The sequence below is a fragment of the Streptomyces sp. MMBL 11-1 genome (assembly GCF_028622875.1).
GTDB lineage: Bacteria > Actinomycetota > Actinomycetes > Streptomycetales > Streptomycetaceae > Streptomyces.
In genome coordinates this window covers 7708813-7721785 of sequence record NZ_CP117709.1, presented here as the reverse complement: position 1 = coordinate 7721785, position 12973 = coordinate 7708813, and the positions used below count along the sequence as shown (strand labels likewise).

At 69.2% G+C, this 12973-nt stretch carries 13 protein-coding genes; 2 read left to right on the top strand and 11 right to left on the bottom strand.

The genetic code is table 11. The features are described 5' to 3' along the window. Positions 1-40 precede the first annotated feature (40 nt). From thyX to PSQ21_RS34050, 11 genes are all read right to left on the bottom strand, one after another. Positions 41-838 (bottom strand): FAD-dependent thymidylate synthase, encoded by a 798-nt coding sequence (gene thyX / locus PSQ21_RS34100; RefSeq protein ID WP_274035263.1) that lies wholly within the window; start codon positions 836-838, stop codon positions 41-43. Continuing rightward, positions 835-2166, bottom strand: a complete 1332-nt coding sequence (locus PSQ21_RS34095) for a cytochrome P450 (protein ID WP_274035262.1) — start codon at positions 2164-2166, stop codon at positions 835-837. Before PSQ21_RS34095 ends, thyX begins: the two co-directional genes overlap by 4 nt. 14 nt (positions 2167-2180) lie before the next feature. After that, positions 2181-3770, bottom strand: a complete 1590-nt coding sequence (locus PSQ21_RS34090) for a class I adenylate-forming enzyme family protein (protein WP_274035260.1) — start codon at positions 3768-3770, stop codon at positions 2181-2183. A gap of 56 nt (positions 3771-3826) precedes the next feature. Further along, positions 3827-4303 carry a PaaI family thioesterase gene (locus PSQ21_RS34085; RefSeq protein WP_274035259.1) on the bottom strand — a complete coding sequence of 159 codons (477 nt, stop codon included), beginning with the start codon at positions 4301-4303 and terminating at the stop codon, positions 3827-3829. Between the two features lie 15 nt (positions 4304-4318). Further along, entirely contained in the window at positions 4319-4960 is a 642-nt protein-coding gene (locus PSQ21_RS34080) for a 4'-phosphopantetheinyl transferase family protein (protein WP_274035258.1), read from the bottom strand. 35 nt (positions 4961-4995) lie between these two features. After that, positions 4996-5247: an acyl carrier protein gene (locus PSQ21_RS34075; protein WP_274035256.1), complete on the bottom strand. Its 252-nt coding sequence runs from the start codon at positions 5245-5247 to the stop codon at positions 4996-4998. Continuing rightward, positions 5244-6284, bottom strand: coding sequence for a hypothetical protein (locus PSQ21_RS34070; protein WP_274035254.1), 1041 nt, complete (start codon positions 6282-6284; stop codon positions 5244-5246). The genes PSQ21_RS34075 and PSQ21_RS34070 overlap by 4 nt, the downstream gene beginning before the upstream one ends. Continuing rightward, the gene (locus PSQ21_RS34065; RefSeq protein WP_274035252.1) at positions 6281-6562 is read right to left on the bottom strand and encodes an acyl carrier protein; all 282 of its coding nucleotides are present in this window, start codon (positions 6560-6562) and stop codon (positions 6281-6283) included. Before PSQ21_RS34065 ends, PSQ21_RS34070 begins: the two co-directional genes overlap by 4 nt. 38 nt (positions 6563-6600) lie before the next feature. Next, positions 6601-8253 carry an AMP-binding protein gene (locus tag PSQ21_RS34060; protein WP_274035250.1) on the bottom strand — a complete coding sequence of 551 codons (1653 nt, stop codon included), beginning with the start codon at positions 8251-8253 and terminating at the stop codon, positions 6601-6603. 44 nt (positions 8254-8297) lie between these two features. Next, positions 8298-9947, bottom strand: coding sequence for an MFS transporter (locus PSQ21_RS34055; RefSeq protein WP_274035248.1), 1650 nt, complete (start codon positions 9945-9947; stop codon positions 8298-8300). A gap of 122 nt (positions 9948-10069) precedes the next feature. Further along, entirely contained in the window at positions 10070-10546 is a 477-nt protein-coding gene (locus PSQ21_RS34050; RefSeq protein WP_097868787.1) for an RrF2 family transcriptional regulator, read from the bottom strand. A 609-nt stretch (positions 10547-11155) separates the two neighbouring features. On the opposite strand from PSQ21_RS34050, the gene PSQ21_RS34045 reads away from it, so the two are divergent. Both PSQ21_RS34045 and PSQ21_RS34040 read left to right on the top strand, forming a co-directional pair. Next, positions 11156-12067 carry a tryptophan 2,3-dioxygenase gene (locus PSQ21_RS34045; protein ID WP_274035246.1) on the top strand — a complete coding sequence of 304 codons (912 nt, stop codon included), beginning with the start codon at positions 11156-11158 and terminating at the stop codon, positions 12065-12067. Then, positions 12067-12957 (top strand): alpha/beta hydrolase, encoded by an 891-nt coding sequence (locus PSQ21_RS34040; RefSeq protein ID WP_274035244.1) that lies wholly within the window; start codon positions 12067-12069, stop codon positions 12955-12957. Before PSQ21_RS34045 ends, PSQ21_RS34040 begins: the two co-directional genes overlap by 1 nt. Positions 12958-12973: the final 16 nt, after the last annotated feature.

The window sequence follows — 12973 nt, the reverse complement described above, 5'->3', positions numbered from 1 at the left end:
AGTGATCGGTGTACGGGACCGGCGCTGCGGGGCGGCGTGATCAGACTCTGCGCCACTCCGGCACCCAGGCCCCCTCCTGTACCTCGTAATCGCTGAACAGTGCCGGGGCCTCCGCCCGCATCAGCTCCCCGACCTTGTGGAAGACCAGGCGGATCTCCTCCTCGGCGCCGGGTGCGGTCCGCGATTCGACCGTGTGCCGCAGCGTCCGGATGTTCGCGGTCCAGACAAGGCTCGTCCCCACCCCCTCCGGGGCGAAGCGCCTCATGAACGAGGTCTTGTGCTTCTTCTCCCCGAAGGCGACGCCCTCGTCGTCCAGCCCGAAGTGGTCGGCCATCCAGGACTGGAACCGTTCGAGCTCGGTGAGCATCTCGTTCGCCCGCTCCATGAGCTCCGGGTCCTCCTGGGCCCAGTCGGGCAGCCAGAAGGGGATCTCCTGGAGCCGGACGAAGCGCAGCGACTCCTGGGAGACCGCGGTGCCGACCCGGTGCCGGACCAGCTCATGGGTGAGGACCCGGCTCACGTCCTTCAGTACGAACGTGAAGTTGACGTGCTCCAGAACCGAACCGTGCGCGCTCGACAGGATGTTGCGCAGGTAGGCAGTCTGGTCGGTGCGGACGCGCTTCACGTTGGGGTTGAGTCCGGGCTCCCACGACCGGTAGCACATGCGGCCCGCGACCTCCGCGAGGGTCTGGGCGTCGTTCAGCTCGCCGTCCAGCCGGCCCTGGTCGAGCCGGGCGAGCCACTCCTCGCCTCCGATCTCCTGGAGGTAGGAGGCGATCTCTGCGAGGTCGAGTGCGGGCCTGGCGATCACGGAGACCTCGGGTTCCACCGATTTCATGGTGCTGTGCTGCCTTTCGCTTCGTACGGGGTTCCCTGTGTACGGGAGGGTGCGCGGGTCACGCCCAGACGCGTCGGGGCACGGAACGAGACCAGTTCGAGGAAGGGCGGGCGCTCCGGCGTGGCGAGCCGCAGGTCCGGGAAGCGTGCCGCCGCAGCACTCAGCACCACCCGGCCCTCCACCCGCGCGAGTTCCCCGCCCGGGCAGCGGTGACGGCCGAGACCGAACCCGAGGTGACCGCGCCCGGCCTTGCGCATCGGGCAGATCCGCTCCGGCTCCTCGTAGGCGTCGGGGTCGGTGCCCGCGCTGGTGAACATGAGGAGGATTTCCGCGCCCTCCGGGAGATCGACCCCGCCCAGAGTGGTGGCTCGGCTCGTGACCCGGCGCCAGGCGGTCAGGGACGGCTCCCGGCGCAGCGTCTCCTCGGTCCATCCCCCGGCCAGACCGGGGTCCCGCGCCAGCTCACGCCACTGGCCGTCGCTCTCCAGGGCGCGGTAGACCGCCGTACTGATCATCTGGGAGGTCGTCACATGACCCGCGACCATGAGGTTGGAGCAGACGGCCACGGCGACCTCGGGGGGCACCGGGGAGCCGTCGGGCATCCGGATCCGTGCGAGGGCGCCGAGGAGGGAGTCGTCGGGTGCGTCGCCGCGGGTGGCCAGTTCGCTGAGCCATCTGTAGAAGTCGGCGACCTGGAGTGCCAGCTCCCGCTGCCGGTCCTTGTCCGTTCGTCCCCAGAACAGGGTGATGAACGCGTCCGTCCAGTCGGCGACCGTCGTGATGTCGGCGCGCGCCTCCTCGGGGACGCCCAGCATCTCCAGCATGACCCGGACGGGGATCCTCCGGGCCGGGCCCCGGGCGAAGTCGTGGTGCCCGGTCGTTTCCAGCTCCGCTGCCATGAGGTCGAGTTCCTCATGGGTGATCCGTTCGATCATCGGCAGGGCGGCGCGTACCTGCTGTGCGCTGAACAGCCTGAGAACGGCCCCGCGCAGCACCGGATGGGTGTCCCCGCTGTTGTTGAACAGCGCGGGCGGCAGGGTCTTGAACCCTGCCCTGTCCAGGATCCGCAGCGCCGGCAGGCGCAGCGGCACGACCGAGCCGAGCGCGTTGTCGTTGCGGTAGGTGGCCGGCTCCAGGAGCACCTGGCGGATGTCCTCGTCCCGGCTGACCAACCACAGTTTCGTGGCCGGGTCGTAGTGGACCGGCGCGGAGCGGCGCAGCTGGGCGTAGACCGGGAACGGGTCGGCGGTGAACTCCTGGGAGAAGAGGTCGATGGGGGGTGCGGCGTGCGCGGCCGCGGGAGCGGTGGCAGACGTCTCGGTGGTCATCTCGATGACCCTGGTCAGACCTTGGCCGCGGGGCCCACGAGGGGCAGCGTGCCCTCGGTCACCATGGTGCTCAGGGCCTGTCGCCGGACCTTCCAGGTGGAGGTCATGGGGATCGCGTTCCAGCGGCAGTGCAGCGGTGCGGCCATCGTGGGCAGATCGGCCACCGCCCGCTCCCAGGCCCTGGTGTCGAGAGGCTCGTTGTCGTGGGTCGAGACGACCGGGATGGGGCGCCCCTCCTCGTCGCCCACCAGGACCATCTCCGTCAGCTGCGGCAACCGTTCCATCAGCGTGTCCTCGACCCGCAGGCTGCTGGCCACCCCGTCGATGTGGTCGATCTCCCGGTCCAGCAGGTGCACACAGCCCCACTTGCTGCGGTAGCCCAGGTCGCCCATGCGCCACCAGCCACCGGCGAAACGCTCGGCGAACTGCTCGGCCCCGCCGATGATGCCCAGGGAGTGGCCGTGCGTGCGGACGAGGATGGGGCCGACCTTCTCGGATCCCGGGGCGTCCGCCAGCGGTTCGCCGATCTTCACCTCGGTGATACCCCTGAAGGTGTGCCCGAGGCAGCGGCCGTCGGCGGACTCGAGCAGTTTGCGGGTGTAGGGGCGCAGGCAGATCGGGCCGGTCTCGGACTGCCCGTACCCCTGGATGTACACGGGCATTCTGCGCTTGCTCGCGCCCAGCAGGATGCGCATCGTCCGCGGGTGCATGGCGTCGAAGGTGTTGATGAAGTAGCGGATGCTGGCGAGCGGGGCGCGCGGGTCGTCGGCCAGCTTCTCCCACTGGATGAAGCAGTTGGGGTGCGCCTCCAGCAGGCCCGGCCGGGTTTCGCTGAAGAGGTCGGCGACCTTCTTCGGCTCCGGGTCGGTCAGCACCACGGTGTGCTGGCCGCGGGAGATGACGATGTACAGCAGGGGCCACATCCGGGCGTGCACCAGGGAGACGCAGACGGCGCGGGTCTCCCTGGCCCGCATGATCTTGGCGGTCTTCAGCTGGGGCTTGAGGTGCCACCACAGGCTGCTGGCCGACTGCTGCACGAGCTTGGGCAGGCCGGTGGTCCCGGAGGTGTGGGTCACCAGGCTGGGGGCGTCGGCCTCCAGGCGCACCGGCGCCCGGAGCGGTGCGCCGGCGAACTCCTCCAGGCAGGTGTGGCCCTCGGCCTCACCACTGATCAGCAGCACCCGGCGCGTCGCCCCGGACAGGTCGACGCCGTCCAGGGCGCCGCCCAGGGTATCGGCGTCGGTGAGGAGCAGCGGTGGCTCGTCGAACTTGGTGAGCAGTTGCGCCACCACGTCGCCGTCCAGCCGCGGGGAGAGCAGCACGGGTACGGCTCCCGCGCGTGCCAGCGCGCAGGCGGTGAGCACCAGGTCGAAGGTGTTGGAGGCGAACAGCACGACGTGTTCGCCGACCCGGACGTCCGCCGCGGTGAGGCGCGCGGATATCTCCGCGACGTGGTCGGCGAGCCGGCGGTAGGTGATCCTGGTGCCGGACTCGGGGAACATGCGCAGCGTGTGGTCGAGGGTCACGTGGCTGTTCGGGTGCTGCGCGGCACCCATGTCGAACAGCTCGCCGATGCGAAGGGCCTCACTGGATCGTACGGACACGGGGGATCTCCAAACGGTACGGTCGGGTGGGATGTTCGGGGATGGCGCTCCGGGCGCTACGGCACCGCTCGGGCCGGAGGGTGTGCCGGCAGCCGGGCCTCATCGACAGACTTCTTCGCGGGTATGACGACCTGCACCGCCTGAGCCGTGCAGACCTTCAGGCCGTCGTCGGTGGTGAACACGGTGTCCACCCACACACGTCGGCCCTGCGTCCGTACGACGGCGGACTCGGTACGGACGCGGCCGCCGGTCACCGGCAGCAGGAAACGCATGGTCAGTTCTCGTGTGGCCAGCCACTGTCCGTCTTCGAGAACGGTGTACATGCAGATACCGGAGAAGCTGTCCGCGACGGCCGCCAGGTAGCCGCCGAACATCCCCCCGGGCCCCACCATGACCGGGTCCACGTCCCAGGTGCCCCAGACACGGCCGTCCGCCCATCCGTCGAGGCCGGGCAGACGAAGGGCCTCGACGACGGCAGGCGGGCTGGCTTCGTCGGCGACGATCCTGTCCAGGAGCCGGTGGTAGCTGCGCATGAGACGTCCTTAACATCAGGTGCGGGCAACTGCCCAGGTCAGTACGGATCGTGAGGAGCGCACGCCGCCGGCCTCGAACCGGACTCCGCGCACGGTGAAGCACCCGGTGGCCGGGAGCCCTCCGAGACGGCCCACCGGGCACTCGACCTCCTTGACGCCGCGGACGGACACGCCCAGCACGCAGAGCGCCTTGTACAACGACTCCTTCAGGGAGAACAGCGCGGTCAGCTGGTGAGCGGCGTCGTCCGGCCGGCCTTCCAGCCAGTCGCGCTCGCGCTCCGTGCACACGAGCCGGGCCGCGGCCAGGGGCAGTGCGTCCGCGAGTTCCAGGTCCACCCCGACCGCGCGGATCCGTGGGCTCGCGGCAGCGAGGCACACCGCCGTGCCGTCACGGTGGCTGATCGAGCCGGTGACGCCGTCGGGGAACCGCGGCAGCCTTCCGTCCGCCAGTACGGGTCCTGGTGTGCCCAGCCGGGTCAGACAGCGCGCGGACGCCGCCCTGCCCAGCCGGAAGTCGTCCCGGCGCGCGGCGGGCAACGCCGTCATCAAACGGCGCTCCGCCTCGTGCAGGGCATGGGACGCGCCCTCGTCGTCCCGGACGAATCCGATGACCGTTCCTCGGGGCGGGCCGCCGCTTCGCGCGACGGCCGCCGCCATGACCGCCCCCGCCGCCACCGTCGTGTTCCCGGAGGTTACGCCGCGTCCTGCGCGGACGCGGCCGACGGATCGGCCCCGCGCAGAAGGGCGTCGATGCTCGCGATCGTGGTGACCGAGGCGATCTCGTCGTCGCTGAGCGCCCTGCCGATGCCTTCCTCCAGGCGCATCACCACCAGGACGATCTCGCCCGAGTTCAGCCCCGCCTCCCGCAGGTCCTCGTCGTCCGCCAGGGAGTCGAGGATCGCGGGCGCGGATATGCACTGGGCCAGGAATTCGCGGCCGTTCATGACGGGATCTCCTTGAGGGGTTTGACCAGCACCACGTTGCGTGTCGGGGCCGGTGACTGCCGGTGGGTGTGACGTACGGTCTCCAGATCCGCGGGGCAGTCGCAGGGGACCAGCCGGTTGGACACCGAGCCGAGACAGAACTCGACGAACTCCTCCGAGGCTCCCTGCCGGAGGCCGAGCAGCGCGAAGACGGGGTCGACGACCTTCCACTCCCCGTCCTCTCGGACCTCCACCCAGGAGTGGTCGCTGCCGAGGATGCCCATCAGGTAGCCCTTGCGGCTGCGGGCCTCCAGACCGGCCTCGGTGAAGACCCGCTCCAGGTGGAGGCTGACGCTGATGCAGTTCGCCGTGCCGTTCGCGCGGGCCGCCACCGGGTCGTTGCGCAGGGCCGGCGGCATCGCCTGGTAGTACATCCGGCCGGTGCGCATCTCGTCGAGCGACTCGTGGAAGGCGTCGCGCACCAGCTGGTGGCGGACCGTCCGTACGGCACCGACGGTCCGCACGGTGGCGCTGAACTCCGCCAGCGGCGGGTACCCGTCGACGCTGGCGCCGGACGCGTCCACCGCCTCGTCGGTCACGGTGCGCTCGTCACGTGAGCGCCCCGCGAAGTCCTCCGCGGCCAGGGGTGCGAACTCCCAGGGCTCCCGGCAGCCCGTGACGTCGGGGCAGGCACCCAGGTTCCGTATCGCCCACGCGCGTTCGTCGATCCACTCCGCCGGTGGGGAGACCGCGAACCGGAACAGATAGCGCTGCACCAGCTCCAGCACCGAACCGCCCGATCCGGACGCCGCGGCCACGTTCCGGATGTCGCTGTCGTCGAACAGCACCCGGCCGCCTTCGGTGCGGTGCCGCAGTCCCGCCCGCATCAGCTGGTCGAGGACGTCGGGCGAACACCGCATGATGGCGAGGGCGCTGTCGCGCTCGGTGTCGAAGCGCACGTACCGGTCGGGCGTGGGTACGATCCGGTGCAGTGCGTCGATCCACCCGGCCGTGCCCCGCGGCTCGGCAACGGCCGGGGCCCCCGTTCTTCCGCTCACGGCCCGGACTCCGCGGCGGTCCCGCCGGCGGCCGGCCCGCCCCGCAGGACCCGGACCAGATCGTCCACGGTGTCGATGGAGAACAGCGCGTCATCGTCGAGGGCCACGCCGTGGACCTCCTCCAGCGCGCTGACGATACGCAGCAGCTTGACGGATTCCATGCCGGGCAGGAGGGAGAGTTCGGCATCCCCCACCACGGCGTCGGCCTCGATACCCAGCTCGGCCACGAGAGCGTCGCGGACGGACGCCTCGACGTCGACCGGAACAGTGGTCCCCACCTTCGTGCTCCTTTCGGTTCTTCGTTCCGCGGACATGGTCACGCCTGGCCACCGGGCCCGGTGGAACCGTCGGCGACGAGCTCGCCGAGAGACGAACGCAACTTGTTGCGCTGCACCTTGCCGCTGCTCGTCTGCGGCAGAAAGCGGGTGGGGGCGAGGTAGACCGTGACCTTGTCGAGCCCCATCCGGGAGCGGATCTGCCGGTGGCACTCGGCCACGAGCGCGGCACACTCCTCCTCGGTCTCCAGGGCGGTCTCCACCACGAGCGCCATGTGATCCTCTTCGGGAACGGCGGCACACCGCTTGCGGAACACTCCGGGCAGGTCGCGGATGACCGCCTCGGTGTCCTCCGCGTAGTAGTTGACGCCCCGGACGATGATCATGTCCTTCTTGCGCCCGAAGATGTACAGTTCGCCGTCCGCGATCACGCCCATGTCACCGGTGCGGCACCAGCCGTCCGCCGAGCGCTCGTCCCCGGGCTCCCTGCGGTAGTACCCCCGCATCACGGGAGGGCCCGAGATCTCGATCTCCCCCGGCTCCCCCTCGGGCAGGGGGCCTTCGTCCCCGCAGATCCGAACGTCGATGCCGGGCACGGGACGGCCCACTCCGACGAGTGCGCGCGCACCCGCTCCTTCTTCCGAGGGGACGAACCGCCCGTCGGTGAGGGCCTCGCGGTCGACCCAGCGCACCACGGGCTCGCGGCCCAGTGGTGGGAAGGTCACGGTGAGCGTCGCCTCCGCCATGCCGTATACCGGGCACATGGACTGCGGGTTGAAGCCCCAGGCGCGGAAGGACTCCTCGAACTCCGCGAGGGAGCGCGCGTTGACCGGCTCGGCGCCGTTGCACCAGACCCGCCACTTCGACAGGTCGGCCGGCTCCAGTGGTTCCTCCTGCGCCTTGACGGCCTCGACCAGCGCGTCGACGAAGAAGTTGGGGGCGGCCGTGTGGGTGCACTCCTCGGCGGCGAAGCGGCGCAGCCAGTCGAGAGGGCGCCTGATGCCGCCCCTCGGCCGCCACAGCACCACATCGGCTCCCGCGGAGAGCGCGGTCAGCAGACAGAACATGCCCATGTCATGGAAGAGCGGCACCCACAGGCCCCAGCGGTCCTCGCTGGTCGTGCCGGAGGGGGCCGCCAGGGCGTGGAGCCCGGCGATGATGTTGGCGTGGGTGAGTGCCACCCCCTTCGGCCGGGACGTGCTGCCGGAGGTGTACTGAATGTACGCCAGCTGTTCGGTGGTGCCGGATCCGGAAGGTATCGCTCCGGCATCCGCCGTCACGTCCAAGGCGTCGGCCGACACGACGGAGACCTGGGGCAGCGCGGCCTCCAGGGCGCGCCGTACCCGCGCCAGCTCCGGGTCCACGACGAGGACGCGGGCGTCGGCGTCCTCGAGGATGGCACGGACGTACTCGACGTAACCGTCCACCCCTCCGTACCCGAAGGGCAGGGCGATGGACAGGGGCACCGCGTGGGCGTACTGGGCGCCGAAGAGCACTTTGAGGAAGCCGCTGCCGTTCTGCATGATGAAGGCGATGCGGTCGCCCGGGGCGACGCCCAGGGACGACAGCCCGCCCGCGGTCACGCGGGATTCGGCCAACAGGCCGTCGAGGGAGAGTCTTCGGTCCTCCTCCACGAAGGTGAGCGAGGAGAGCGCGCCTCGGCTCTCCAGTAACTGCAGTACCGTTTCAGTCATGCTGAGAAGTCCCTTCTGGCCGCTACCTGCTCACGGCTCGGGGTTCACGACTTGGGGGCGGGGCGCGGGAGGAGCCTGACGCCGAGCGCGACCAGGGCGACCGCGGCCGCGAGCACGAAGGTGCTCACCGCGTAGGCCATCCGGTAGTCGTGGCGTTTGGCCTCCACGAGTTGCGTCTTCACGGTGCTGTCGGATCCGGCGAGCAGCGCGCGGCACGGTTCGGCCGAGGCCTCGTCGCCGCCCTTGCCCTGAGCGATCACGCAGGCCGAGAACTCGTCCGTGAGCCGCTCTGCCTGTTCGGCACCCGCACTCGCTGAGACGGCGGCGCGCACCGTGTCGGCCCGCTGCTCCGCCGAACTCTCGCCGGCGCTGCCGAGCGTACCGAAGAAAACGGCTCCGATCAGCGCTACGCCCAAGACCGCACCGACTTGTTGGCCGGTGCTCAGCGTGCCGGACGCGGAACCGGCGTCCGAGCTGCGCACCGAACCCAGAACCACTCCGAGCAGAGGGGCCAGGGCGATGCCGAGGCCGAAGCCGGCGACCACGAAGCCGGGAACGAAGTGCCAGCCCTGAAGTCCGTTTCCGGCCAGCAGTGTGGTGGCACCGACCGCGGCGATGCCGATCGACCAGATCAGCGCGCCCACGGCGACGGCCACCCGCCCACTGGTCTTCCTGGCGAAGGGCGTCGAGGAGTAGTAGCCGACCATCGAACCGATCGCGAAGGGGCTCATGATCGCCGCGACGGCCAACGCACTGTACCCGTAGGCGAACTGAAGCATCAAGGACTGGTAGAGGAAGAACGACGCGATGGCCGAGTAGGCCAGCACGTACATCACCAGCCCCACGGTGAACGCCCGGTCACGCCACAGGGACGGGGGCACGAGAGCCGACTGTGTCTCCCGGTGCACCTTGGTGCACCGGAGGTGGAAGGCGGCGAACAGCGGGATGGACAGGACCATCAGGGCGAAGGACCACCAGGGCCAGTCGCGCTCGTGGCCCTCGATCAGGGGGTAGATGAGGCACGCGAGCGCGGCGGTGATCAGCAGGACCGACGGGATGTCGAGCTTGCGGGCCTGCTCCGAACGCGACTCGGGCAGGTACCGCATCGCGGCGAGCACACCGAGCAGTCCGATGGGGAGGTTCAGCAGGAACGCCGGCCGCCAGCTGCTGCCGAAGAGGTCCAGTTCGATGAGGACGCCGGAGATCATCGGGCCCGCGATGGTGGCGCCGCTGATGACCATACCGAGGGCGGCGAACGCCTTGGGGCGGCGCTCGGGGGGAACCACGACCTGGATGACGGCGAGCGTCTGCGGGTACATGAGGGCGGCCGTCGCACCCTGGAGCGCCCGCGCCGCGATGAGCATGGGGGCGCTGGTCGCCAATCCGCACGCGGCCGAGGTGATCACGAAGCCGACGAGACCGATCACGAACAGCCGCCTGCGGCCGTACAGGTCACCGAGCCGGCCACCGGTGACCAGCAGCACCGCATAGGTGAGCTGGTAGACGGCCACCACCCACTGGGTCTGGGCGAAGCTGGCGCCCAGATCGCTCTGCAGGACGGGTGCCGCCACGTTCACGATGGACGTGTCGGCGAGGACGAGGAACGCGGCTACCAGAACGATGGCAACAGCGAGACCTGGAGATCGGGGCTTTAAAGAATCTGCATTCAACGAAGTAGTCGCGTTGCTGGTCATGGCACCCTTCTGCCTGTAATTCCGATAGTGCATGCCGAGGGTGCTCGCTGGCGAGAGGTGCGCGACGAAGCACCCAGCGCCGGAGGTATCCCGGGAAAGAGTAGAGAACGGGGCGTCTGGGCTCAGATCGCTGCGATCCACTTGCGGGTGACATCCACCACATGGGGTGCACCCTTTTCCAGACGCTTGGCGAGATCCTCAATGGTCTGCGCGGCCAGGGCCTTTCGCCAGACCATCTCAGCCTTTGCCATCTCGACCTGAACGATGCACGGAAGATTCATGTTACTCAGACCGGACTCGGCGATCACGCCGCTTTTCCGGATCTCTACGCACTGGAAGAGCTCGGCTCGGCCCTCCACTGCCGCGACGATGTCCATCAGCGTGATCTCGGCGCTGGGGCGCGCCAGGGAGAAGCCGCCTCGCACCCCTGGGGAGGAACGCAGGACTCCGGACCTCACGAGGGCCTGGAGCTGCTTCGTGAGGTAGGGCTTCGGCAGTCCGTGGAACTCCGCCAGTGCGCCGGCATGCACGGACTCCCCAGGTGGTGCGCATGCCAGCGTGAGGCACACATGGATGGTCCACTCAACCGTCAACGACATCTTCACGACACTCAGGATAGCAGTTGTCCTGGTTCCCGCCCAGGGTCGCCCGTCCGCCAACTGCCTGCGAGCCGACGGATCCTGACGCCACGCTCACCGGCCAGAACGCCACATATGACCATGCGCGCCCCGCCGGCAAAGGAGCATGGAGGCACCAGAATTGGCCAAACCGGAGCCACCATTGAACCCGGAGCCGTGCGGTCACCACCCATGGATCCTCCCGGCACTTCGGGGCCGGAAAGCTCCGTGAACCCATTCACGCCACCCCGGCAAAGGGGAGCCGGGGCATCAGAATCAGCCAGACCGGAGCCGCAATCCGAAAATTTTCGGTCACCGAGAAATATGGACGTGGATGGTTCCGCTTAGCGTGCGCCGCATTTACCCAAAGGGCAATAGCCCGGTCAAAGGGACAGCGCAACGCCGTCACTAACCCTCTTGACGCAGGAAAATTGCGTCCCGTAGGGTCCGCATCTGTATCGCGGTTGCTTCAGGGGATATTTGGCCAACTCGCCTTCCCCACCGCAGAGTAATGCGCCCCACACCCATCCAAAGTGGCCCGTGGCAGACATCGCTCCAGGGGTCACCAGGCATGACTGGAGTTCATCACGCATGGCAACCGATGGAGTTACACAAGGGCCCCGCGCGTACCGCGCGATGACCGAGGAGGAGCGGCGCGCCCAGTCCGAACAGACCAACGGCGAGCCGGTCCTGGACTTCAGCGTGGGCCGTGTCAACGAGAACAGCACGCCGTACATCGACTACCACAGCGTGGACGCGCTCCTGAGCCTGCAGCACCCGCGCACCGAAGAGCCGGCGGAGCTGACCTTCTACATCACGGGCCAGGTCCAGGAACTGCTGTTCAAGCTGCTGTTCACCGAGATCAACCGCGTCCGTGACCTGCTGTTCGACGACAGGCTCGACGAGTCCCTGCGGTATCTCCGCAGGATCGAGCACATCCAGCGCGTTCTCGTCGCCTGCTGGGAGCCGGTCAGCACGCTGACCCCCAAGGAGTTCGCCAACTTCAGGGACGAACTGGGGGCCGCGTCGGGCTTCCAGTCGTACATGTACCGGCAGTTGGAGTTCTCCCTCGGCAACAAGTCGCGCCGTCTGGCCGAGGCGTACCGGGCGGTTCCGTGGCTGTACGAGCAGGTCACATCGGTCCTGGAGGCGCCGGGTCTGTACGACGCGACGTTGTCCCTGCTGCACCGCAGGGGTCGCATCCCCGAGAAGTGCGTCCCCGTGGAGTACGCCGAACCGTACGAGCCGAACGCGCTCGTGGAGGAAGCGTGGGCCGCCATCTACCGGTCCCCCGAGACGGACCCCCAGCTCCACGCCCTCGCCGAGGCCCTCTCCGAGCTGAACTACCAGTACTCCCGCTGGCGCACCACGCATCTGCTGACCGTCGAACGGATCATGGGCCACAAGCCCGGAACGGGCGGCACGCTGGGCGTGGAGTGGCTCCGCCGGGTCGCCGAGCACCGCTTCTTCCCCGAACTGTGGTCCGTACGAACGGAGTTCTGATGCCGAAGGAAGGCGGACCGGACACGCTCGTCTATGGAGCGTACGCCCAGAGGCCGCTGGACAGGCAGTACTCCCCCAGTTCCTGCGTCACCGACATCAGGGTATTCCTGGACGAGTACGCCGCGCTCAGCAAGCGGACCAGGGACGAGCTCACCGTCCGCGCCGGGCTCCCGTACGGAACCGGGACGTGCGAGACGCTGGACTTCTTCCCCGCCGCCGAGCCCGACGCCCCCCTCCTCGTGTTCGTCCACGGTGGCTACTGGCAGGAGCTGAGCAAGGACGACTCGTCCTTCCCGGCGCGCAGGACCGTGCCGGCGGGCGCCGCCTTCGCCGCCCTCGACTACGGTCTGGCTCCGGCGTACCGGCTGGAGGACATCGTTGCCCAGGTGCGCCGCGGACTCCAGTGGCTGGTCGCGCACGCCGCCGAACTGGGTGTGGACGGGCGGCGCATCCTTCTGAGCGGCAGCTCCGCGGGCGCCCATCTGGTGCTCATGTCCCTGCTGGACGACTGGCGGCCTGGCGGCCGTCACCCCGCGGATGTCTTCGCGGGCGCGGTCCTGCTGAGTGGGGTCTACGACCTGGAACCGCTCAGACTGACCTACGTCAACGAACCTCTCGGCCTGACGGCGCGGACAGCACGTCTGATGAGCCCGATCCACCGGCTGCCCGACCGTCTCCCGCCGCTCGTGGTGGCGCGTGGCGGAGCCGAGACCGACGAGTTCCGCCGTCAGCACGACGAACTGGTGTCGGCGGTGGTCCCTCGCTCACCCGAGGTCCAGGACCTGGTCGTCTCCCACCGCAACCACTTCGACATCACCTTCGACCTCGACGATCCCGCCACGGCTCTCGGTGGGGCCGTCTTCCGTCGGCTGGGCCTGACGGCTGCGTGATCACGCACCTTCCGCA

Bases quoted from the DNA above. Each gene is read 5' to 3' on its own strand.
- thyX (WP_274035263.1), bottom strand. From the start codon at position 838: ATGAAATCGGTGGAACCCGAGGTCTCCGTGATCGCCAGGCCCGCACTC.
- PSQ21_RS34095 (WP_274035262.1), bottom strand. From the start codon at position 2,166: ATGACCACCGAGACGTCTGCCACCGCTCCCGCGGCCGCGCACGCCGCA.
- PSQ21_RS34085 (WP_274035259.1), bottom strand. From the start codon at position 4,303: ATGCGCAGCTACCACCGGCTCCTGGACAGGATCGTCGCCGACGAAGCC.
- PSQ21_RS34080 (WP_274035258.1), bottom strand. From the start codon at position 4,960: ATGGCGGCGGCCGTCGCGCGAAGCGGCGGCCCGCCCCGAGGAACGGTC.
- PSQ21_RS34075 (WP_274035256.1), bottom strand. From the start codon at position 5,247: ATGAACGGCCGCGAATTCCTGGCCCAGTGCATATCCGCGCCCGCGATC.
- PSQ21_RS34060 (WP_274035250.1), bottom strand. From the start codon at position 8,253: ATGACTGAAACGGTACTGCAGTTACTGGAGAGCCGAGGCGCGCTCTCC.
- PSQ21_RS34055 (WP_274035248.1), bottom strand. From the start codon at position 9,947: ATGACCAGCAACGCGACTACTTCGTTGAATGCAGATTCTTTAAAGCCC.
- PSQ21_RS34050 (WP_097868787.1), bottom strand. From the start codon at position 10,546: ATGTCGTTGACGGTTGAGTGGACCATCCATGTGTGCCTCACGCTGGCA.
- PSQ21_RS34045 (WP_274035246.1), top strand. From the start codon at position 11,156: ATGGCAACCGATGGAGTTACACAAGGGCCCCGCGCGTACCGCGCGATG.
- PSQ21_RS34040 (WP_274035244.1), top strand. From the start codon at position 12,067: ATGCCGAAGGAAGGCGGACCGGACACGCTCGTCTATGGAGCGTACGCC.